Below are 21,174 nucleotides of genomic sequence, written 5' to 3'. Positions count from 1 at the left end.
TGTTAATTTAAGTCTTTCAGTTTACCAGCTAACACTTGTTGTTGGTCATAAACGCCTGTATCGAGTACCCAGCCGGTAATAAGCTTAGCGGGGGTTACATCAAATGCGGGATTATATACATTAGCATTTGTAGGTGCCCAAAGCGCTTCACCAAAGCTTCCGCTTACACCGCGCACCTCTGCGCTGTTACGTTGCTCTATTTCCATGTCTGCACCGCATGCTGTGTTTACATCGAGGGTTGTTAGCGGCGCGACTACATAAAATGGGATGTGATGGAAATGCGCCAGTACCGCTAGATTATAAGTGCCTACTTTATTAGCAAAGTCACCATTTGCAGCGATACGATCAGCGCCAACAAAAATTTTATCAATCTTGCCAGCAGCCATTAAACTCGCTGCCATATTATCGCAAATTAAGGTGTAAGGTACTTGCCAGCGCTCAAGTTCAAACGCGGTTAAACGCCCGCCTTGCAATAATGGCCGCGTTTCATCAACCCATACATGAATATCGCCATGACGTTGCTGCGCTTTATAAATAACCCCCAAAGCTGTACCAATACCCGCAGTCGCTAACGCACCAGTATTACAATGCGTAAGAATATTATCACCACTGTTAACCAGTACTGCGCCATGATTTGCCATGCTTTCACACAAGGCGATATCTTCATTAAACAAGGTTATGGCAGCAGTTACAATTGCCGTTACATAATCATCTTGCTGTAACGCAATACGCAACTTTGCCATGCAGTGCATTAAGTTAACTGCGGTTGGTCGAGTAGCTTCAAGATCATCAATTGCCTGTGCTAATGCTACTTTAGCCGTGCCTTGCTCTGCCAAATGGGCAACCAACAAACTTGCTCCTAAACCAATCAGCGGTGCGCCGCGTATTTTTAAGCTTAGAATTAAACCCCTCATACTGGCTACATCATCACATTCGTGCCATACCTGCTGATGCGGCAGTAAGTATTGGTCTAACACGCTGAGTGTATTGTTTTGATATTTTAAACTACTCGCGATGAGGTCTTGCATGATTGATCCTGAATAATCGTTAGGCTGAGGTTATTTTACAGTAGTTTTTAAAACGCACAACCCGGAAGTGTAGACTTCTAAACGGTTATAGTTATAGAATGCTATCGTTTATCATTTTCTGAGAGTACGCCAATGGCCAAATACGTTGCTTTTAATGCACAGCATGCGATTGATTATATTAAAAATCTTGTAACTAAAGATGGGTATGATTTGTTTGATCCTGAGCAAACGTTATCGGCGTATGAGTTTGGAGATGGCAATTTAAATCTCGTTTTTAGAATAAGCGACGAGCAAAGTAATAGCGTTATTTTAAAGCAAGCCTTACCTTATGCGCGCTGTGTGGGGGAATCATGGCCATTAACGCTTGACCGAGCACGCATTGAAGCTGAGGTTTTACTCAATCACGGCGCATTAAGTCCTGACTACACAGCAAAAGTATTGCATCATAATCCTGAGCAAGCACTGACTATTTTAGAAGATCTCGGCCACTTACAAATTTTGCGTAGCGCACAAATAAATGCAGAGCAATTCCCGCTCTTAGCCCAACATGTTGCCCACTACTTGAGTTACACAGGTTTTTATAATTCAGACTTTTACCTAACCGCGCAAGATAAAAAAGCCAAAGTAAGTCAGTTTACTAATCCAGAGTTGTGCCAAATTACTGAAGACTTATTTTTCAACGATATCTTGCGTGAACATGAGCGTAATAACTACCCAAGCGAACTACAAAGCACAGTTAGTAAATTGCAAAATAATGCTGCACTGCATTTAGCGATTGCAAAACTTAAAGCGAAATTTTTATCCTGCCCACAAACATTGCTGCATGGCGATATGCACAGTGGCAGTATTTTTGTGGATCAAAACACTACCAAGATGATCGACCCTGAATTTGGTTTTTTTGGCCCAGTTGGTTTTGATATAGGCTCATTTATCGGCAATTTATTATTAAACTACTGTGCGCAAAATGCTCGTATTAGTGAGTTTGTTAGCCGCCGCAATTACCACAGCCACTTATTAACTTGCTTACAAGAGAGCTACACTTTATTTGAGCAGCAGTGGCTAACATTAATTGCAGAGCAAACCACAGATAACAATTTAAAAGCCGCCGGTTATGGTGAGTATTTTATGCAACAAGTACTGCAAGATGCGATTGGTTATTGTGGCACAGAACTGATACGCCGCACCATTGGCTTGGCGCATGTTGCGGACATTGATGGCATTGAAGATGCACAGGCGCGTTTAAACGTACAACACCACACTTTAGCGCTGGGTGAGCAATTAGTACTCAACGCCCATACTTGCAATAACAAGGAAGCGTTTTTTGCTTTATTGATAAGCCAACTGAATTGAGCTTAAACATTCAATAGAAAAGGCGTTTAAAGCGCCTTCCTTACTATCTAATTACTGATAATTTTCATACATTTTATCAAGTGGCTCTGACAGACCGTTTTCTTGTACAACGCGCACATGCTGACAGCCAAGTTCTCGAGCACTAAATACCCCGCATGAGTGAGCAATTAAACCTGCACCGTAATGAATATACTTATTGTAGTTTGCTACGCGCTGCGCTTTATCGGCGACATCTAAGCCACGTTGCAGCCGCTCGTTGTGAGTGGTAATACCCGTTGGGCAAGTGTCTTTGTTACATTGCAGTGCTTGAATACAACCCAAAGCAAACATATGACCACGTGCCGATACTACAAAGTCAGCACCCAACGCCAATGCCCAAGCAACCTTTGACGGCACAATCAATTTGCCTGAAGCAATAACTTTAATACGCTCTCTCAAGCCATGTTTTTCAAGCATATTGACGACTAATGGTAAGCTTTCTTTTAACGGCAACCCTACGGAATCCATTAGCGGTTGCGGTGCAGCTCCTGTGCCACCATCTGCACTATCAATAGTAATAAAATCAGGTGCAGACTCAATACCCCGATGATTGATCTCAGCAAATAAGGTTTCCAGCCATGCATAAGCGCCAATCACCGCTTTAAAGCCAGTAGGCTTGCCGGTGGTTTCACGTACCGAGGCAATCATATCAAGTAAATCGGCAGGTTTTTTAACCTCAGGGTGACCATTTGGGCTTATTGAATCATGACCTTCTGGGATACCACGAATAGCCGCAATTTCAGCAGTCACTTTTTTGCCTGGCAACATACCGCCTTTACCTGGCTTCGCCCCTTGGCTCATTTTAATTTCAAACATTTTCACTTGCTCATGAGCTGCTATTTGCTTGAGCTTGTCATGACTTAATTTGCCCTGTTCATCACGCACACCATATTTAGCCGTGCCAATTTGAAATACGATATCAGCACCACCTTCTAAGTGATATGGGCTTAACCCCCCTTCACCAGTGTTCATCCAGCAACCAGCCAACTTGGCACCTTTTGATAGCGCACGCACTGCAGGTTTTGATAAAGCACCAAAACTCATACCTGAAATATTGAATAGCGATTTAGTAATATAAGGGTTGGGACAATGCGGCCCTAGAGTAACAGCACTAGGTTCAAGGGCTTCTTCGTCTAAGGTAGGAAACGCACAGTTCATAAACATCACAGTACCGGTAACTTCTAGGCTCTGAGTGGAGCCAAACGCGGTGGTACGATCAACATTTTTAGCTGCTTTATAAACCCAACTACGATCGGCGCGATTAAATGGCATTTCTTCGCGATCCATAGCAAAAAAGTATTGACGGAAAAACTCACCTTGGCGCTCAAAAAAGTATCGAAACCGGCCTATTACCGGATAATTACGTCTAATCGCTTGTTTTGATTGAGTTACATCACTGATATAAAAATAAATAACAACTAAAACTAAACACCCAAATACCACTATAAATAAGCTGGCAAACACATCGATGCTAAAAACTATAAAATTACTCATACAGCGCCCCTTGCTGGTTATTTTGTCATTTCACTAATACTTATACTTATACTTAAACTAAAAGTTTAAGCTAAGTAGCGAAATATATTAGTAAAAATCTGATTGCAGTAGAAAGCATATAGCAGATTAAATTTCAAGCAAAGGATTTTAATGGATCACTACATTGAATGTAGCGATCCATGTCAATAGAAGCTAGCTTTTTTGTTTTGCCAACTCAGTTTCAATGTACTGATGGATTTGATCTTCTAATACTGACATTGGTACAGAGCCATGACGAAGTATTTGGTGATGGAACTCACGCACATCAAAATCTTGGCCTAGCGCTTGTTCAGTTTCTTTACGTAAGCGCTTAATAGTCAGTTCACCAATTTTGTATGATAGTGCTTGTGCTGGCCATGAAATATAACGATCAGTTTCGGTTTTCACATTGTGTAAAGACAATGCTGTATTTTCGCTCATAAATTTCATCGCACGATCGCGACTCCAGCCGTACATGTGCATGCCAGTATCAACCACTAAACGGGCTGCACGCCACATTTCATAAGTTAAACGACCAAAGTTACTATATGGATCTTGATAAAAGCCCGCTTCAATACCTAAGTATTCAGAATATAATCCCCAGCCTTCACCAAATGCAGATAAATAAGCATTTTGGCGGTAACTTGGCAGATTTTCTAACTCAGCATTAAGAGAGATCTGTAAGTGATGCCCCGGCACCGCTTCATGAAAAGTAAGTGCTTCTAAAACATATAAAGGGCGTTTATCCAATGCGTAAGTGTTTACCCAGTAATAACCCGCTTGATCATCACGACTCGAACCTGAGTAACGACCCGTAGTGTATTTAGGCGCTATGCTTGCTGGCACCGGTGCAACACCATAAGGCATGCGTGGCAAAGTGTGAAATAACTTAGGTAATTGCGCATCCATTTTTTTAGCTATGTACGATGCTTCTTTTAATAACTCTTCCGGTGTTTTAGCGTAAAATTGCGGATCAGTACGTAAAAAGTGCACAAATTCAGCAAATGTGCCTTTAAAACCAACTTGCTCAATAATCTTATCCATTTCAGCACGAATACGTGCCACTTCTTTTAATCCCAGTTCATGGATTTCTTTTGGTGTCATATTTGTGGTGGTGTAATACTTGGCACGATTAGCATAAAACGCAGCACCATTTGGTGTAGCAGAGATACCAATTTCAGTACGCGCACCTGGCTGATACTCTTCATTAAAAAACGTTAAATAATTTTGATAAGCAGTAATCACCTGTTCTTTAATGATTTTTTTAGCTTGTTGTTGTAATGCAAAAAACTCACTGTCACTCAAACCTGCAGTATTATTTAAAAATGGCTTATAAAATTCAGATTTAGTGACATCATCAACAATATAGGCACTGATAGAATCTTGATAACCAACGAGCACCGCCTTAGGTTGCGTTAAGCCAACCTCTAAACCTTTGCGCATCCAGCCAATATTTTGCTGAAAAAATCGTGGAACTTGCTGCAAACGTTGAAGATAAAGCTGGTAGTCAGCTGGTTTCTTATAATCTGAACGCGACACCATAAACGATAAACTAGAGTGGAAACCATATTCTGAAGTCAATGGCATGTAATGGCTATTAAATACATACTCATCAACACTATTTTGTACTTGGCCGCGAATTATAGTGAAATTAATACGGTTTTCATCACTGAGCTTATCTTGATCAATTGCATCTAACTGCGCTAATAATTCAGTGTTATGTTGATATTTCTGTTCCAGAAATTTAGCTGATAAATTCGTGAGTAAATAGCCATCAACACCTTGGGGATGACTGTACGGGCTGATACTTTCTCGATAATCAACAATAGATTGCGCCAATTGTGTAAATTGTTGATCGCTATTTGCCGTGGTCATTTGGCAAGCTGTTAATGTACATGCCAAGGCGATACTTAGCAGTGAATGTCGCACAACTAATGATGCTGATTTTTTCATAATATAAAGAGTCTGCTACATAAAACGTGATATTTAATTTAACCTAACCTAGCTAACTAAAATAACCAAAAAAATGCGACCAAGGGCAATAAATGCAAGGTTAAATTAACGACGGTTATTGTTTAGTAGTTAATCAGCCTCTAAATGACTGAGCGAGATTGTCGAGAAAACCAGCGGTTGAACGAGAAAAATAGAATTTTCGATCCCAAATTACATATTTTTCCTTTTAAATCTTCCCGATACAGATTAATGTAAGGCATTGTCAAACGCTAGGATTGCGTACACATCTCATGGAGAGAGTTCTTTAATTTCGCTGTTACGTATATTTAATTGGTGTATACAATGATGTTCCATGATCCCATGGCTGTTGCTCAAGAAAAAATGACCAAGGTATGTATCTTTTTAGAGCATCATGCATTACCACCGAGCCCTCTTAATTATCACGTTATCTATACCTATATCAGCCAAATAAATTCTGATTTAAACACCACCATTGAGCGCGCAATTGCTCAAGGCCAAGAAATTGACTGTGTTTATATAGAGCAACTGTATTTCGATTATATGGATCAAGCTCACAAAACCGAAACCAGTATGGTTCGCAATATGGACGGTATTATTAATTCATTATCACGAAGTGCGCACTCAACCGAAAAAGATATTATCCGTTTTGCCAGCCAAGTTAATGATTGTGTCCATTCTTTAGATGAAAATAATGTTTCTCAAAGTCGCCAAGCACTTACAACATTAAATAAACAAACAGCCCATCTACTCACTCAACATAAACAATTTAAACAAGAGCTGCTCAAAGCAAAGCGATTACATGAAAAGACTCAACAGCAACTTGTACAATTACGCAAACAACATATTACTGACCAACAAACAGGTTTATTTAAACGTCACTATTTGAATCAGCAAACCCAATTATGGTTAGACCAAAATAAATCGGTGTGCGCCATTGCAATCCAAATCAATAATTTAGATCATTTTATTGATAACTATGGTGATGTGATTGGTGAAGTTATCTTAAGTAAAGTCGCTAAGCAAATTCAAAAGTATGTATTTGAAAGCGGCCTTCCAGGGCGAACCAGCAAAGATGCTTTCACTGTGTTACTCGCTGATATCGATCCTGAAACTGCGAATGTAATTGCTGAAAAAGTCCGTAACGGAGTCGAGAAACTGCGTTTCGTCAGTTCTAAAAATGGTATTAAGCTACCTGCAATTAACTTGTCATTAGGGATTGCCAAACACCTAGATGAAAAAGATTTTAATAACCTTGCCCGCAAAGCATCCAATGCCGCATATAAAGCAAGAGCACTCGGCCAGAGCAGCTTTATTGCTGGACAGTGAACCACCACGAATAAATAATAAAGCTTGATCCACAAGCAATTTTCCCCATATTCAAATTGCACCATGGCGTAACAATCAAGTACACTAGTCTTTATTACCACGATAGAGATTAATCATGAACGAGAATCCTGAAAAGACCACGCATTTTGGTTATAAAACCGTTGCCAAAACCGAAAAAGCTTCAATGGTTGCCGATGTTTTTCATTCCGTTGCTACTAAATATGACGTAATGAATGATCTCATGTCGTTTGGTATTCATCGTTTATGGAAACGTCAAACCATTGCCAGTTCCGGTGTGCGTAAAGGCCATCATGTGCTGGATTTAGCCGGGGGTACTGGCGACTTAACGGCCAAGTTTAGCCAACTGGTTGGTGATACTGGGCAAGTTGTATTAGGTGATATTAATTCATCAATGCTTAAAGTGGGGCGCGAAAAGCTACATAACCTAGGTCTTGTTGGTAATATTGACTACGTACAAATGAACGCTGAAGCACTGCCTTTCCCTGATAATAGTTTTGATTTAATTACCATTGCCTTTGGTTTACGTAATGTTACCGATCAAAATAAAGCACTGCGTTCGATGTACCGCATCTTAAAGCCTGGTGGTCGTCTACTGGTATTGGAGTTCTCCAAACCAGAGCATCAAGTGTTAAGTAAAGCCTATGACTTTTACTCATTTAACCTATTACCGAAAATGGGTGAGCTCGTTGCAAATGATGGTGAATCATACAAATATTTAGCTGAATCAATTCGTATGCACCCAGATCAAGAAACACTAAAAGCAATGATGAACGAAGCTGGATTTGAGCAAACCACCTATCAAAATCTCACCGGTGGTATTGTAGCATTACATCGAGGCTTTAAATATTAAGCCTCACACCAGCTAGTAAAGTTTATTGCTAAGGTATTGGTATGTTAAATAATTTCATAGTCGCTATAATTGAGTGTATTTTAAATACGGCACTTGAGCTCGACCCCACCCTTAGCGACAGACTGTCGTCAATTGCCCAAAAACGCTTATTAATTGATATACGCGATTGGCAACAGCAATTTTTAGTGGTATTTACTGGCCAACAACTACACCTTTATAACACCACTGAGCAGCAATTTGATTGCATGATCAGTGCTGATATTCAAACATTAATGGCGCTTAAAAACCCAGCAATGCTGACTCAATTAATCCGTCAAGATAAACTCGATTTGCAAGGTGATCTAAATATTGCACAAGGGTTTAGCAATGCTTTCGCTGCACTTAATATCGATTGGCCTGAGCACTTATCTGATTACCTTGGTGACGCAGCGGCACAGCAACTATGGCAGTTAGTTAAACAAACTCAACAGCAAAGTCAAAAAGTCAACAAGAAGCTCTCTACAACACTAACTACTTTATGCCAAGACGAGCTCAAAGTGACTATTCACCCTTTAGAACTTGAGCAATTTAAGCAACACACGCGTCAACTCAAAGCACATGTTGCGCAACTTGAGTTACGTATCAACCAACTACTTCAAGCAAAATGAATCAGTAAGGATTATCTGTGTCAGCTGCTCGGCTTTATAACATCACACAAACCCTCCTTAGCTATGGTTTGGATGAACTAATCCCATCACAAAAAATCCCTTGGTATGGCAAAGTTGCCCGTGCATGTCTCTTTTGGCTAACCAATAAACATCCAGAAAAGTCACCAGGGTTAAGACTGCGTCTAGCATTACAGCAATTGGGGCCAGTATGGATAAAGTTTGGCCAGATGTTATCTACTCGCCGCGATTTATTACCACTAGACATCGCTTTAGAGCTGGCCTTATTACAAGATCAAGTACAGCCATTTGATGGTGTTTTAGCACAACAGCTAATTGAAAATGCACTCGAAATCGAGGATATCAGTGAATACTTTAGTGACTTTGAACAAACCCCTTTAGCTTCAGCATCCATTGCCCAAGTACATACCGCCACTTTAGTAGATGAACATAATCAACCACAAAAAGTGGTTATCAAAGTCATTCGCCCTGATATCAGAGCACAAATTGATGCTGACTTAGCGTTAATGGAACAATTTGCCAAAGTAGTGGCCAAGTTAATTAATGAAGCGAAAAGATTACGCCCTGTTGAAGTAGTCAAAGAGTATAAAAAAACCTTACTTGATGAACTTGATCTGATGCGTGAAGGTGCAAACGCCATTCAATTAAAGCGTAACTTTGAAGGTTCAGATTCGCTTTATATCCCTTATGTTTACAGTGACTACAGCCGTGTAAATGTACTCGTAATGGAGCGTATTTACGGCATTCCAGTGTCTGATACTGAGGCACTAGTTGCACAAAACACCAATATGAAATTACTAGCTGAACGCGGTGTGGAAGTGTTTTTTACCCAAGTGTTTCGTGATAGCTTTTTTCATGCTGACATGCACCCAGGTAATGTATTTGTATCATACGACACGCCTGAAAACCCCAAATTTATTGGGATCGACTGCGGGATTGTTGGCACCTTAAACAAAGAAGATAAACGTTACCTTGCTGAAAATTTTATTGCCTTTTTTAATCGCGATTATCGTCAAGTCGCTCAGCTGCATGTTGACTCAGGTTGGGTCCCAAAGGATACCAGCGTTGAAGAGTTTGAGTTTGCCATTCGCACAGTGTGCGAGCCGATTTTTAATAAGCCATTAGCAGAGATTTCATTTGGTCACGTGTTAGTTAATCTATTTAATACAGCTCGTCGCTTTAATATGCAGGTTCAACCGCAATTAGTTCTACTACAAAAAACCTTGCTATATGTTGAAGGCCTTGGACGTCAGCTATATCCACAATTAGATTTATGGAAAACAGCTAAACCATTTTTAGAAGACTGGGTAAAGCAACAGGTTGGCCCTTGGTCGGTATTTAAACAGATATACGCAAACTTGCCATTTTGGGCAGAAAAAATGCCCGAGTTACCTGATTTGATTTATCACAATTTAAAACAACAGCACAAAACGTCACCCCCACCTGTGGTATCGGTGTCACATAAGCCACTTATCATGAGTGTTTTTGCTGGTGCAGCAATGATCGTATCGGGCTTGTGTTATTTGCAAAATGACTTGATAGCGAGCAGTATTGCAGCTAGCGGTTCATTAATTGGCTTTATTTTAGCGTGGCGAAACGCATAAACTAAGTGCTATTTACATTCTGCTGAGTATAATCAGCGTATACAGACAATGAAATTTGGAGTAAATCATGGGTTTTGGCGGTATTAGTATTTGGCAATTATTAATTGTATTAGCAATCATTGTATTACTTTTCGGCACTAAGAAGTTGCGTGGCATTGGCGGTGATTTAGGCAATGCTGTAAAAGGGTTTAAAAAAGCGGTTTCTGAAGATGAGCAAAATAAACCAGCAGAACCTATAGAACAAGTAAACAACCCAATACAAAATAAAGAATCTGTTGATAAAAGCAAAGAAGACCATAAGGCTTAATTAGCATGGGTATGTGGGAACTTGTTGTGGTGTTAATCGTGGGCTTACTGGTGCTTGGCCCTGAGCGTTTGCCAGTTGCTATTCGTACTGTTAGCCGTTGGGTAAAAACTATAAAATCGTTGGCTAATTCGGTTAAAGCTGAGGTCAACGAAGAATTAAGAGTGCATGAGTTACACCAAAATTTAAAAAAAGCTGAACAACAAGGCATGCGAGACTTGAGCCCTGCTATAAAAGACTCCGTCAGCGAATTGCAAAAGGCAGCGGACTCGGTCACCCACAGTTATCAAAAAAAACCTCCTGAGCAAACAGATAAAGTGAATGTTGATGAACAAAAATGAAATTATTTTTGTTGGCTATGGTCTATATATCAGTAACGAGTTAAATTATGACTGAACAAGTTAAATCAGGCTTTGTAAGTCATTTAATTGAATTGCGAAATCGGCTTATGAAAGCCTTATTAGCTATATTAGTGTTTTTTATTGCGCTGGTTTACTTTGCGAACGATATTTACAGTTTTGTAGCGGCTCCATTAGTTGCGCACTTACCCAGTACCGCAACCATGATAGCAACCGATGTAACAGCACCGTTTTTTGCGCCATTTAAACTTACACTTTTTGTAGCTTTATTTGCCGCGATTCCGTTTATTTTACATCAAATTTGGGGATTTATAGCTCCAGGTTTGTACAAAAGTGAAAAACGTATGTTAATGCCGATTTTGGCATCGAGCATTATCTTGTTTTATAGCGGCATCGCATTTTGTTACTTTGTAGTACTACCGATAATCCTTGGCTTTTTTACTAGCGTTGGCCCAGAAATGATGACGTTGGCACCAGATATTAGTAGCTACTTAAGTTTTGCGTTGAAGCTATTTTTTGCTTTTGGGGTCGCTTTTGAGATTCCAGTAGCGATCATGCTGCTGTGTTTTAGTGGCGCAACCACAACACAAAGTTTAAAAGAAAAACGTCCTTATATTGTGGTCGGTGTTTTTGTTGTAGCTATGTTTTTAACGCCACCGGATGTACTATCACAAACATTATTAGCATTTCCCATGCTACTGTTATTTGAATTGGGTTTAATTTTAGCATCCTTTTATAGCGCTACACCCCAACAAAATGAGTCAGAGGAATAAATGAAAAAACAACTACTACCAATACTTGCTTTATTAAGCATTCCGACTGTTCACGCTAACGAAATAAACTTGCAAGCCTTACAAGCCTGTACATTTGTAGAAAATGACTTTAATCGCCTGCTTTGTTATGACAACACTATGGCAGGTAAATCATTAAGTAAGCCAGCAACAACAAAAACCTTAACCCCACCAACTAACTCAGCAACCCCTAACGTTGGCGAACCAACAGCAGTAGCCAATGAGCAAATAGTTAAGACCAAAAATGACGATTTTGGTTTAGAACACAAAGAAGTAGCAAAAGATAATGACAATGAAATATCTGCTGTCGTTAGCAACGTCAAAGAAGCACCATACGGTGAATTAATTATTAGCTTAGACAACGGCCAGCAATGGCGCCAAATTGGCTCCGATAGCTTGCGTATCAACCAAAATGATACTGTGATTATTGAACGCGGTATGTTCAACTCCTTTTTATTAAAAAAAGCAGGCCAGAATCGCTCGATCCGCGTTAAGCGCACTAATTAATGACCATATCACTCATTGATGCAGGCGTAAATCTTACCAATCATCAATTTGATGCTCAACATTCGACTATTATTGCTCGCGCAAAAGCGCAAAATGTGAGCCAAATGCTATTAATTGGCTGCGATATAAACTCCAGCCAACAAGCAATTAACTTAGCACAACAACACAGTCTACTTGCTACTGCTGGTGTACACCCTCATGATGCAAAATCAGCCGATGAAAAGCTAGAAACACAACTACGCACTCTCACTGCACACTCTGAGGTTGTGGCGATTGGCGAATGTGGATTAGATTACAATCGCAACTTTTCTCCTCGCGAGACTCAACGCTCCGTATTACACCGACAACTCACTTTAGCGGGAGAGTTAAACCTGCCAGTATATTTACATGAGCGCGATGCGAGCGAAGATATGCTGGCAATACTGCAACAGTATTCGGTGCGTGGAGTATTACATTGTTTTACTGGTGATCAACACGCCTTAGAGCAATACTTATCGCTAGGTTTATACATTGGTATTACCGGTTGGGTCTGTGATGAACGTCGCGGCAAATCACTGCAAAAACTGATGCCTATGTTGCCATTAGAGCGCCTATTAATTGAAACTGATGCACCGTTTTTGCTCCCTCGCTCGTTAACACCAAAACCCAAATCGCACCGAAATGAGCCAAGCTATTTACCACATATATGCCAAACTATTGCGTCCTTAAAAGGCCTAGAATTTGCAACTGTTGCAAAGAAAACTACACTTAACTTCCAACAGTTATTTAACCACAAGGGCTGAGAATGAAGCGTGTTTGGTTGCTGCTTTATAGCTTTGTATTTATTTCATTTACGGCCAACGCAACGCAGATCACCTTAGATAAGCACTTTAAACACCTTGTCAATATCCCTTTCGAATATTCCCAGCAGCCTTTCACAGCAGAACAAGCTAAGCAGGCTCCAAATAAGCAATGGCATCAGCTTTCAGAACAACCGCTCAATTTAGGACTCACTAATCAAGCAGTATGGCTGCGCCTGCAACTGATTAACGCTGAAAATTCAGAGCTACCCATTTTATTGTCCATTGATAATCCGTTATTAGATCAAGTAGCTGTGTACCATTACTTTAAGCAAAACACATTATTATTTAAAGAAATTGGCGATACATTACCACTCAATAACCGGCAAATTAAAACAGAATCATTATTAGTAAAGCTAACACTGCCACCGGCAAGTCAGTCAACATTACTGCTTCGCGTTGAAAGTCTAGATGGTGTCAGAGTACCGCTAAGTCTTTGGCAGCATGACGAGTATTTAAAAGATAAAAGTAAGTTTAATTTAATATACGGCCTGCTAATCGGGTTTATTTTATCGCTGACAGTCACTTGCTTAGTCATATTTGGTGTTTCACGCAAGCGCTACTTTGCAGTCTGTAGCAGTATTTTAATCACTTTATGGTTATTACTAATCTACTTATATGGCTTTGGTTATCGCTATTTCCACCCGACTTTGCCTAGCCTACAGCAGCTAGCAATGCCTAGTATGCTGATATTAACAACTTGCTTATTCAAACTATTATTTGAACAACTACGCCTGCCCACGAAAACATGGCTGCAGCCCTTACATAGATTAAGTAACTGGTTACTTTTTATCAGCCTATTTTTTATTTGGTTACTCCCAACAGATATCATGCTGTATTACAGTCTACCTATGCCAGCACTGATTATGCTGTTGCACATCGCGGCGTTAGGGATTGATATTAAGCAACAGCGAACGCAGCCTCTATGTGCACTATTATGTGGCGCATTAATGTTTTTTATCGCACAGCTTTATATGATGATTGTTGTGTTTGACATCTATGACTTTAATACCCGTGGTTTACCGTTTGTATCTGTTAGCTTTTTAATCTGTTCACTCAGTTTAATCTTTGCCACCATTAAGTACTTTTTAATCGAACGCGATGCTCAAGTTACCGCCCAGCAGTGTAAAATCGCCCAAAATGAAGCTCAAGATGAGTTATTACAAGAACGTTTAGAGTTGCAAGAACAAGCTCGACAAGACCTAGAAAGTAATATTGAAGAGCGAACTTTTGAGCTACAAGTTACCTTACGTGAGCTTGAAGAAAAAAATCGCGAGTTAGAGCAGCTCAATATGGAAGATCCATTAACACAAATAAAAAACCGTCGCTACTTTGAGAAAAAGCTAGTGATGGACTTGCGTCGTTCTCGCCGAGAGCAAACCCCATTGAGTGTAATTATGCTCGACATTGATCATTTTAAAAAAATTAATGACTCTTATGGGCACTTAATTGGCGACCAAACCATTCGTGCTGTGGCTGATATTATAACACATCAATTAAAACGACCACTTGACGAGGTCGCACGCTATGGTGGGGAAGAGTTTGTTATCTTACTTCCTAATACCCCACTCTCAGGGGCCGTTGCCATAACCGAAAAAATTCGTCAAGAAATTATGGATACCACTATTACTGTAGCAAACACTCAGATAAAGTTTACCATTAGTGCTGGTGTGTATAGCGCCATCGCTGAAGACATTCATAATCCGGGATTATTCACCGACTACGCTGACAAAGCACTTTATCATGCAAAGCAAAGTGGCCGTAATCGTGTAGTTAGTTTTCCAATTTTAGACTAGGAGCAAATAATGGCCCAATCAGGTCTCGATCTTTTCCCTTATACTCGCATGCGCAGAATGCGCCGCAATGATTTCTCGCGTCGCTTGATGGCTGAAAATCAACTCAGCGTAAATGACTTAATTTACCCGGTATTTATACTTGAAGGTAACAATCGCCGTGAAGCCATTGAATCTATGCCAGGCATAGAGCGCTTATCAATTGATTTATTACTTGAAGAAGCCCAAGAATTAGTTGAGCTTGGTGTACCTGCGGTAGCTATTTTTCCTGTTACCCCAGCAGATAAAAAATCACTAATGGCTGAAGAGGCTTACAACAGTGATGGTTTAGTACAGCGTACAGTACGCGCATTAAAAGAAGCCTTCCCTGAATTGGGAGTAATTACTGATGGTGCTCTTGATCCGTTTACTACGCACGGGCAAGACGGCATCATTGATGATCAAGGCTATGTAATAAACGATGTTACAACCGAGATTTTAGTCAAACAGGCGCTATCTCATGCAGCGGCTGGTGCAGATGTTATTGCTCCATCAGATATGATGGATGGCCGTATTGGCGCAATCCGCGACGCACTAGAGACCGAAGGTCACATCCATACACGCATTATGGCTTACTCTGCCAAATATGCGTCAAGCTACTATGGCCCATTCAGAGATGCAATTGGCTCAGCTAATAACTTAAAAGGTGCCGACAAGAAAACCTATCAAATGGACCCTGCAAATTCTGATGAAGCAATTCGCGAAGTCGCACTCGACTTACAAGAAGGCGCTGACATGGTAATGGTAAAGCCTGGCATGCCTTATTTAGATATCGTACGCCGTGTTAAAGATGAGTTTGGCGTACCTACTTTTGCTTATCAAGTCAGTGGCGAATACGCGATGCATAAAGCGGCCATTGATAATGGCTGGCTTGCTGAAGAAGCTACGATTATGGAGTCATTACTTGCTTTTAAACGTGCTGGCGCTGACGGTATTCTTACCTATTTTGCAAAACAGGCCGCACAACTGCTGAAAAGACAAGCCTCATAGATATATAAGTTTGAAAAGGGCTGTTCACCACCCTTTTCATTTTCATACTATTAACATTTTATATTTTCTTTGTCATAACTTTTCCTTAAACTGTTTATCCCACTCGGGACACAATACACGGGAAAAATAATAATGTTCAAAACAAAAATAACGCCATTGGCGCTTGTTATTGCAAGCCTCAGTGCGCCAGCTTACGCTAATTTAATTATTTCAGAATATGTTGAAGGTGGTAGTAACAATAAAGCAATTGAGCTTTTTAATACCTCTGGCGAAACACTCTCGCTTGATGGCTATAACATCTCACTTTACGCCAATGGTAATGGCGATCTGACAACTCCAAATAATACACTTGCTTTATCCGGTAGCTTAGCTGCCAACAGCACCTATGTAATTGTTAATGCAGGTTCTGCAGACGAGCTTAAAGCTAAAGCTGATACGGAAGCAACCGTTACTTATTTCAATGGTGATGATGCACTTGTGTTAACTAAAGACGGCACTATTGTTGATAGCTTTGGTCAGTTAGGCGTTGACCCTGGTAGCGAATGGTCAGCCGGAGGTGTTAGCACCAAGGACAAAACCTTACGTCGCAAGCTAAGTATTACTGCAGGTCGTAGCGATGTTACTGCGTCATTTGATCCAAGTGAACAATGGCTACAATTTGATAAAAATGACTTTTCAGGGCTCGGTTTTCATGGTGAGAGTACAGAGCCAACCCCAGATCCAGAACCAGTTACTCCATTAGAATGCGGCGCAGCTAAAACACTTATCAGCGCAGTACAAGGTGAAGGCGGTGATAGCCCTCTAGTAAACACAGAAATTGAGCTGGAAGGCGTAGTAACTGCTGATTTTCAAGGTAGTGAGCAATTAAGTGGCTTCTTTATTACATCGCTTGATGCAGATATTGATACAAACCCACTTACTTCTGAAGGTGTATTTGTTTATTTTGCTGATACCGATGTCAATATTGGGGACCACGTGCGCGTTAAAGGCAGTGTCGCAGAATACTTTCAGGCCACCCAAATTGGTGATGTTAGTCAAGTGGAAGTATGTGCTACAGGCTTAACGCCAACAGCAACAAACATCACTCTCCCTGTTAATAACGTAGCCGATTTAGAAGCCTATGAAGGCATGTTGGTTTCATTAGAGCAAACTTTAGTTGTTAGCAATAACTATGGCTTAGGCCGTTATGGTGAAGTGGGCCTTGCCACAGAACGCTTATATCAAGGTACACAAATAGCGCTTCCTGGTAATGCAGCTAACACTGTTGAGGCCGAAAACATCAACAAACACATCCTACTTGATGATGGTTCAACAAAACAAAATCTTGATCCAGTTTCTTACCCTGGTACTGGCTTAGACGCTTATAACACATTACGGTTAGGTGATTCAGTTAACGCAATCACCGGTGTTATGGGTTACAGCTTTGATCGCTATCGCATTCACCCAACTGTACAACCAACTTTTGTGGCAGCTAACCCACGTACTAATGCACCAGAGCTACACGCCGATGCGGATCTTCGTATTGCAAGCTTTAACGTGCTTAATTACTTCAATGGTGACGGCCAAGGTGCAGGTTTTCCAACCAGTCGTGGGGCTGACAGCGAAGCTGAGTTTATCCGCCAACAAGCGAAAATTGTCAGTGCGCTTGTTGCTATAGAGGCTGATGTGATCGGCTTAATGGAAATAGAAAACGATGGTTTCGGTGCAAATAGCGCTATTGCTAGCCTTGTTAGTGCGTTAAACGATGAAGATAGCAATAATGAATACGCCTTTGTTAATTTTAATGTAAATAAAATTGGTACTGATGCAATTACCACCGCACTTATCTACCGTGCAAATAAAGTCGCACAAGTTGGCACCGCGGCTATCACAACCGAATATCCATTTGACTATAGTAATCGCCCACCGATCGCACAAAGCTTCAAATCATTTCAGTCAGAAGAGGTATTCACTGTTGCTGTAGCCCATTTAAAATCAAAAGGTAGCTGTGGCAGTGCCGATGGCAATAATGCCGATTTAGGTGATGGCCAAGCATGCTGGAATGAGATCCGCGTTGCTGGTGCCAATAGCTTTGCAGATTGGCTTCATAGCAAGCCAACCGGTGTAGAGGATGAAGATATCATTTTAGTCGGCGATATGAATGCCTATGCGATGGAAGATCCAATACGCGCATTTGCTGATAAAGGGTTTAAAAATGTCGTCGCGGAATTAGATGGTAACACTCTTGGTTATTCATATAGTTTTTCTGGCCGCATGGGTAGCTTAGATCATGCTGTTGCTAGTCCAAGTTTACTTGCTAAAGTTGTCGCAGCGACAGATTGGCATATCAATGCTGATGAGCCGATCAGTCTTGATTACAACGTAGAATTTAAATCGGATTCTCAAGTTGCTAGCCTGTATTCAGACAGTGCTTATCGTGCCTCTGATCACGACCCTGTCATTATTGATATTCAATCTACGCCTGCTGTAGAGCCAACTCCTGAGCCACAAGCTCCAGTGCTAGAACCAGAACAAAGCTTCAATGTGTTAGAAAACAGCGCTATTGGAACTATTATAGGTCAGCTGGAGTTCAGTGATGCCGACGCTGAATACACGCCAGTTGTTGAATTTATCGTCTCAGGGCACAATGCTATAACGATTAATCAGCAAGGACAATTAATCGTCGCGGGCGATTTAGATTTCGAGTTTGAAAGAAAAATCACATTAATGGTACAAGCAAAAGATAGTGCCGGTAATTTATCAAATGCACAACTTGTTTATATCAATATCAACAATGACAAATCGGATGATAAAGGCGATGATTCTGGCTCATTATTTTGGTTAACGTTACTAGCGTTACCACTAACACTCCTGCGCCGTAAAAAAGCGTAGTATAAACTAAACTCTGCTTGAGTAGGTTTATTCAGCAGAGTTCAGCTCAACAAAAAACCCGCAACAAGTGCGGGTTTTTTAAGAGTTTAAGTGACTAATTACTTAGCAGCTTTTTTCTCTTTTTCTGCAGCAATTACAGTATCAGCTACGTTTTGTGGACATGGTGCATAGTGTGAGAACTCCATAGAGAACTGACCACGACCTGAAGTCATTGTACGTAATGAACCGATGTAACCGAACATTTCTGATAATGGCACGTCTGCTTTAATGCGCACGCCAGTTAAACCAGCTTCTTGGTCGCTTAACATACCACGACGACGGTTAAGGTCACCGATTACGTCACCAACGTGATCTTCTGGCGTGAACACGTCAACTTTCATGATTGGCTCAAGAAGTTGTGCGCCCGCTTTAGGGATCGATTGACGGAAAGCACCTTTAGCAGCGATTTCGAATGCGATTGCAGATGAATCCACGGCGTGGAAGCCACCGTCGAAAAGTTCAACTTCAACGTCAAGTACAGGGAAGCCAGCTAGAACACCTTCGCCCATCATTGACTTAAAGCCTTTCTCAACTGCAGGCCAGAATTCTTTAGGTACGTTACCACCAACAACTGATGATTTAAACGTGAAGCCTGAAGCAACTTCACCTGGCTTAATGCGGTAGTCGATTTTACCGAACTGACCAGAACCACCAGATTGTTTCTTATGCGTGTAGCTATCTTCAATTTCACGCGTGATAGTTTCACGGTAAGCAACCTGTGGTTGACCAACGATAAGGTCTACACCGTAAGTACGTTTAAGGATATCTACTTTGATATCTAAGTGAAGTTCACCCATACCTTTAAGGATAGTTTCGCCCGAATCTTCATCAGTCTCAACTTGGAAAGATGGATCTTCTGCAACCATTTTACCGATAGCAACACCCATTTTCTCATTACCGCCTTTATCTTTAGGCTGTACAGCAATCGAGATCACTGGAGTTGGGAATACCATTGGCTCAAGTGTTACTGGGTGCTTAGGATCACATAAAGTGTGACCAGTTTGCACGTTTTTCATGCCTACGATAGCAATGATGTCACCAGCTTGTGCGCTAGTTAATTCGTTACGATCATCTGCTTGCATCTCAACCATACGGCCAACACGCTCAGTTTTACCAGTAAACGCGTTAAGGATAGTGTCACCCTTATTTAATTTACCAGAGTAGATACGTACGAATGTTAATGCACCAAAACGGTCATCCATGATTTTGAATGCTAACGCTTTGAATGGTTCATCAGTAGATACTACTGCGAACTCGCCATTTTCATTACCTTCTTCATCCATAAGAGGTTGCGGATCAACTTCTGTAGGACACGGTAAGTAATCAACAACAGCATCAAGAATTAGTTGCATACCTTTGTTCTTGAACGCAGAACCACAGTATGTAGGGAAGAAAGCAAGGTCACGAGTACCTTTACGGATACAACGCTTGATATCTTCAATAGAAGGTACTTCACCTTCCATGTACGCTTCCATTAGATCATCGTCTTGCTCAACAGCAGTTTCGATAAGTAGCTCATGGTATTCGTCAGTTTTCTCTACCATGTCTGCTGGAACGTCTGTGATCTCGTAGTTCTCTGGAAGACCAGTGTCATCCCAAACGTATGCTTTTTTAGTTAGAACATCTACAACACCAACAAACTCATCTTCGATACCAATTGGTAACGTCATGATTAGTGGGTTTGCACCAAGTACTTTACGTACTTGCTCAGTTACACGGTAAAAATCAGCACCCATACGGTCTAATTTATTTACGAAAATAACACGTGCAACTTCTGATTCGTTAGCATAACGCCAGTTAGTTTCTGATTGTGGCTCAACACCACCAGAACCACAGAATACACCGATGCCGCCATCAAGTACTTTAAGTGAACGGTATACTTCAACTGTGAAGTCAACGTGTCCAGGAGTATCGATAACGTTAAAACGGTGATCTTTCCAGAAACAGCTTACAGCCGCAGACTGGATAGTAATACCGCGCTCAGCTTCTTGTTCCATGAAGTCAGTTGTTGATTCACCATCATGAACCTCACCAGTTTTATGGATTTGACCAGTAAGCTTTAGAATACGCTCAGTAGTCGTGGTCTTACCCGCATCAACGTGCGCGAAAATACCAATGTTTCTGTACTTCGATAAATCTGCCATTATTTTACTCTTAATAAAGTCGAAAAATTATTCGGCGGGAGTATAGCATTACTTATAGCGAACATCACCATACATGTCGCTTAAAATGCAATCAATTTTATAATATTTTACTTTCTATGGGTTTTGAAG

17 protein-coding genes are annotated in these 21,174 nt (G+C 40.8%); 13 read left to right on the top strand and 4 right to left on the bottom strand.

What is annotated here, in order from left to right; all coding sequences use genetic code 11:
* Nucleotides 1–2 precede the first annotated feature (2 nt).
* Nucleotides 3–1,028, bottom strand: coding sequence for an S-methyl-5-thioribose-1-phosphate isomerase (gene mtnA / locus HHO47_RS07325; protein WP_169019710.1), 1,026 nt, complete (start codon nt 1,026–1,028; stop codon nt 3–5).
* Nucleotides 1,029–1,160: 132 nt separating this feature from the next.
* Here mtnA and mtnK point away from each other — a divergent pair, with 132 nt between their 5' ends.
* Nucleotides 1,161–2,378 (top strand): S-methyl-5-thioribose kinase, encoded by a 1,218-nt coding sequence (mtnK, locus tag HHO47_RS07320; protein ID WP_169019709.1) that lies wholly within the window; start codon nt 1,161–1,163, stop codon nt 2,376–2,378.
* Nucleotides 2,379–2,429: 51 nt separating this feature from the next.
* Here the strand turns inward: mtnK and HHO47_RS07315 are convergent, their stop codons facing one another.
* Nucleotides 2,430–3,911, bottom strand: a complete 1,482-nt coding sequence (locus HHO47_RS07315; RefSeq protein WP_169019708.1) for an FMN-binding glutamate synthase family protein — start codon at nt 3,909–3,911, stop codon at nt 2,430–2,432.
* Nucleotides 3,912–4,103: 192 nt separating this feature from the next.
* Entirely contained in the window at nt 4,104–5,882 is a 1,779-nt protein-coding gene (locus HHO47_RS07310; RefSeq protein WP_169019707.1) for a DUF885 domain-containing protein, read from the bottom strand.
* 360 nt (nt 5,883–6,242) lie between these two features.
* Between HHO47_RS07310 and HHO47_RS07305 the strand changes: the two genes are divergently transcribed.
* The 12 genes from HHO47_RS07305 (at nt 6,243) to HHO47_RS07250 (ending at nt 18,862) form a co-directional block, all read left to right on the top strand.
* Entirely contained in the window at nt 6,243–7,229 is a 987-nt protein-coding gene (locus HHO47_RS07305; RefSeq protein ID WP_169019763.1) for a GGDEF domain-containing protein, read from the top strand.
* A 115-nt stretch (nt 7,230–7,344) separates the two neighbouring features.
* Nucleotides 7,345–8,100 (top strand): bifunctional demethylmenaquinone methyltransferase/2-methoxy-6-polyprenyl-1,4-benzoquinol methylase UbiE, encoded by a 756-nt coding sequence (ubiE, locus tag HHO47_RS07300; protein WP_169019706.1) that lies wholly within the window; start codon nt 7,345–7,347, stop codon nt 8,098–8,100.
* 41 nt (nt 8,101–8,141) lie between these two features.
* Entirely contained in the window at nt 8,142–8,747 is a 606-nt protein-coding gene (locus tag HHO47_RS07295) for a ubiquinone biosynthesis accessory factor UbiJ (protein ID WP_169019705.1), read from the top strand.
* A gap of 17 nt (nt 8,748–8,764) precedes the next feature.
* On the top strand, nt 8,765–10,369 hold the full coding sequence (ubiB, locus tag HHO47_RS07290; RefSeq protein WP_169019704.1) for a ubiquinone biosynthesis regulatory protein kinase UbiB: 1,605 nt from the start codon (nt 8,765–8,767) through the stop codon (nt 10,367–10,369).
* A 67-nt stretch (nt 10,370–10,436) separates the two neighbouring features.
* Nucleotides 10,437–10,676: a twin-arginine translocase TatA/TatE family subunit gene (gene tatA / locus HHO47_RS07285; RefSeq protein WP_169019703.1), complete on the top strand. Its 240-nt coding sequence runs from the start codon at nt 10,437–10,439 to the stop codon at nt 10,674–10,676.
* A gap of 5 nt (nt 10,677–10,681) precedes the next feature.
* Nucleotides 10,682–11,014 carry a Sec-independent protein translocase protein TatB gene (tatB, locus tag HHO47_RS07280; RefSeq protein ID WP_169019702.1) on the top strand — a complete coding sequence of 111 codons (333 nt, stop codon included), beginning with the start codon at nt 10,682–10,684 and terminating at the stop codon, nt 11,012–11,014.
* Nucleotides 11,015–11,061: 47 nt separating this feature from the next.
* The gene (gene tatC / locus HHO47_RS07275) at nt 11,062–11,805 is read left to right on the top strand and encodes a twin-arginine translocase subunit TatC (RefSeq protein ID WP_169019701.1); all 744 of its coding nucleotides are present in this window, start codon (nt 11,062–11,064) and stop codon (nt 11,803–11,805) included.
* Nucleotides 11,806–12,330, top strand: coding sequence for a hypothetical protein (locus HHO47_RS07270; protein ID WP_169019700.1), 525 nt, complete (start codon nt 11,806–11,808; stop codon nt 12,328–12,330).
* A complete protein-coding gene (locus HHO47_RS07265; protein WP_169019699.1) occupies nt 12,330–13,112 on the top strand; it encodes a TatD family hydrolase in 783 nt (260 codons plus the stop codon). Before HHO47_RS07270 ends, HHO47_RS07265 begins: the two co-directional genes overlap by 1 nt.
* A gap of 2 nt (nt 13,113–13,114) precedes the next feature.
* Nucleotides 13,115–14,965, top strand: coding sequence for a sensor domain-containing diguanylate cyclase (locus HHO47_RS07260; RefSeq protein WP_169019698.1), 1,851 nt, complete (start codon nt 13,115–13,117; stop codon nt 14,963–14,965).
* A gap of 9 nt (nt 14,966–14,974) precedes the next feature.
* Nucleotides 14,975–15,991 carry a porphobilinogen synthase gene (gene hemB / locus HHO47_RS07255; protein WP_169019697.1) on the top strand — a complete coding sequence of 339 codons (1,017 nt, stop codon included), beginning with the start codon at nt 14,975–14,977 and terminating at the stop codon, nt 15,989–15,991.
* 132 nt (nt 15,992–16,123) lie between these two features.
* Complete coding sequence (locus HHO47_RS07250) at nt 16,124–18,862, top strand: ExeM/NucH family extracellular endonuclease (protein ID WP_169019696.1); 2,739 nt, start codon at nt 16,124–16,126, stop codon at nt 18,860–18,862.
* A 98-nt stretch (nt 18,863–18,960) separates the two neighbouring features.
* Here HHO47_RS07250 and fusA read toward each other — a convergent pair whose 3' ends face one another.
* Nucleotides 18,961–21,045 carry an elongation factor G gene (gene fusA, locus HHO47_RS07245; RefSeq protein ID WP_169019695.1) on the bottom strand — a complete coding sequence of 695 codons (2,085 nt, stop codon included), beginning with the start codon at nt 21,043–21,045 and terminating at the stop codon, nt 18,961–18,963.
* Between the last annotated feature and the right edge of the window lie 129 nt (nt 21,046–21,174).

The sequence above is a fragment of the Pseudoalteromonas arctica genome (assembly GCF_012927645.1).
Lineage (GTDB): Bacteria > Pseudomonadota > Gammaproteobacteria > Enterobacterales > Alteromonadaceae > Pseudoalteromonas > Pseudoalteromonas arctica_A.
Note: the sequence above shows the minus strand (reverse complement) of the source record. Positions and strands in the feature narration are given on the sequence as shown.

What these genes read in the sequence shown, in the direction of transcription:
- hemB (WP_169019697.1), top strand. Translation starts at nt 14,975, where the DNA reads ATGGCCCAATCAGGTCTCGATCTTTTCCCTTATACTCGCATGCGCAGA.
- ubiE (WP_169019706.1), top strand. Translation starts at nt 7,345, where the DNA reads ATGAACGAGAATCCTGAAAAGACCACGCATTTTGGTTATAAAACCGTT.
- HHO47_RS07310 (WP_169019707.1), bottom strand. Translation starts at nt 5,882, where the DNA reads ATGAAAAAATCAGCATCATTAGTTGTGCGACATTCACTGCTAAGTATC.
- HHO47_RS07305 (WP_169019763.1), top strand. Translation starts at nt 6,243, where the DNA reads ATGGCTGTTGCTCAAGAAAAAATGACCAAGGTATGTATCTTTTTAGAG.
- HHO47_RS07315 (WP_169019708.1), bottom strand. Translation starts at nt 3,911, where the DNA reads ATGAGTAATTTTATAGTTTTTAGCATCGATGTGTTTGCCAGCTTATTT.
- fusA (WP_169019695.1), bottom strand. Translation starts at nt 21,045, where the DNA reads ATGGCAGATTTATCGAAGTACAGAAACATTGGTATTTTCGCGCACGTT.
- tatB (WP_169019702.1), top strand. Translation starts at nt 10,682, where the DNA reads ATGGGTATGTGGGAACTTGTTGTGGTGTTAATCGTGGGCTTACTGGTG.
- mtnA (WP_169019710.1), bottom strand. Translation starts at nt 1,028, where the DNA reads ATGCAAGACCTCATCGCGAGTAGTTTAAAATATCAAAACAATACACTC.
- HHO47_RS07250 (WP_169019696.1), top strand. Translation starts at nt 16,124, where the DNA reads ATGTTCAAAACAAAAATAACGCCATTGGCGCTTGTTATTGCAAGCCTC.
- HHO47_RS07260 (WP_169019698.1), top strand. Translation starts at nt 13,115, where the DNA reads ATGAAGCGTGTTTGGTTGCTGCTTTATAGCTTTGTATTTATTTCATTT.
- HHO47_RS07265 (WP_169019699.1), top strand. Translation starts at nt 12,330, where the DNA reads ATGACCATATCACTCATTGATGCAGGCGTAAATCTTACCAATCATCAA.
- HHO47_RS07295 (WP_169019705.1), top strand. Translation starts at nt 8,142, where the DNA reads ATGTTAAATAATTTCATAGTCGCTATAATTGAGTGTATTTTAAATACG.
- tatC (WP_169019701.1), top strand. Translation starts at nt 11,062, where the DNA reads ATGACTGAACAAGTTAAATCAGGCTTTGTAAGTCATTTAATTGAATTG.
- tatA (WP_169019703.1), top strand. Translation starts at nt 10,437, where the DNA reads ATGGGTTTTGGCGGTATTAGTATTTGGCAATTATTAATTGTATTAGCA.
- HHO47_RS07270 (WP_169019700.1), top strand. Translation starts at nt 11,806, where the DNA reads ATGAAAAAACAACTACTACCAATACTTGCTTTATTAAGCATTCCGACT.
- mtnK (WP_169019709.1), top strand. Translation starts at nt 1,161, where the DNA reads ATGGCCAAATACGTTGCTTTTAATGCACAGCATGCGATTGATTATATT.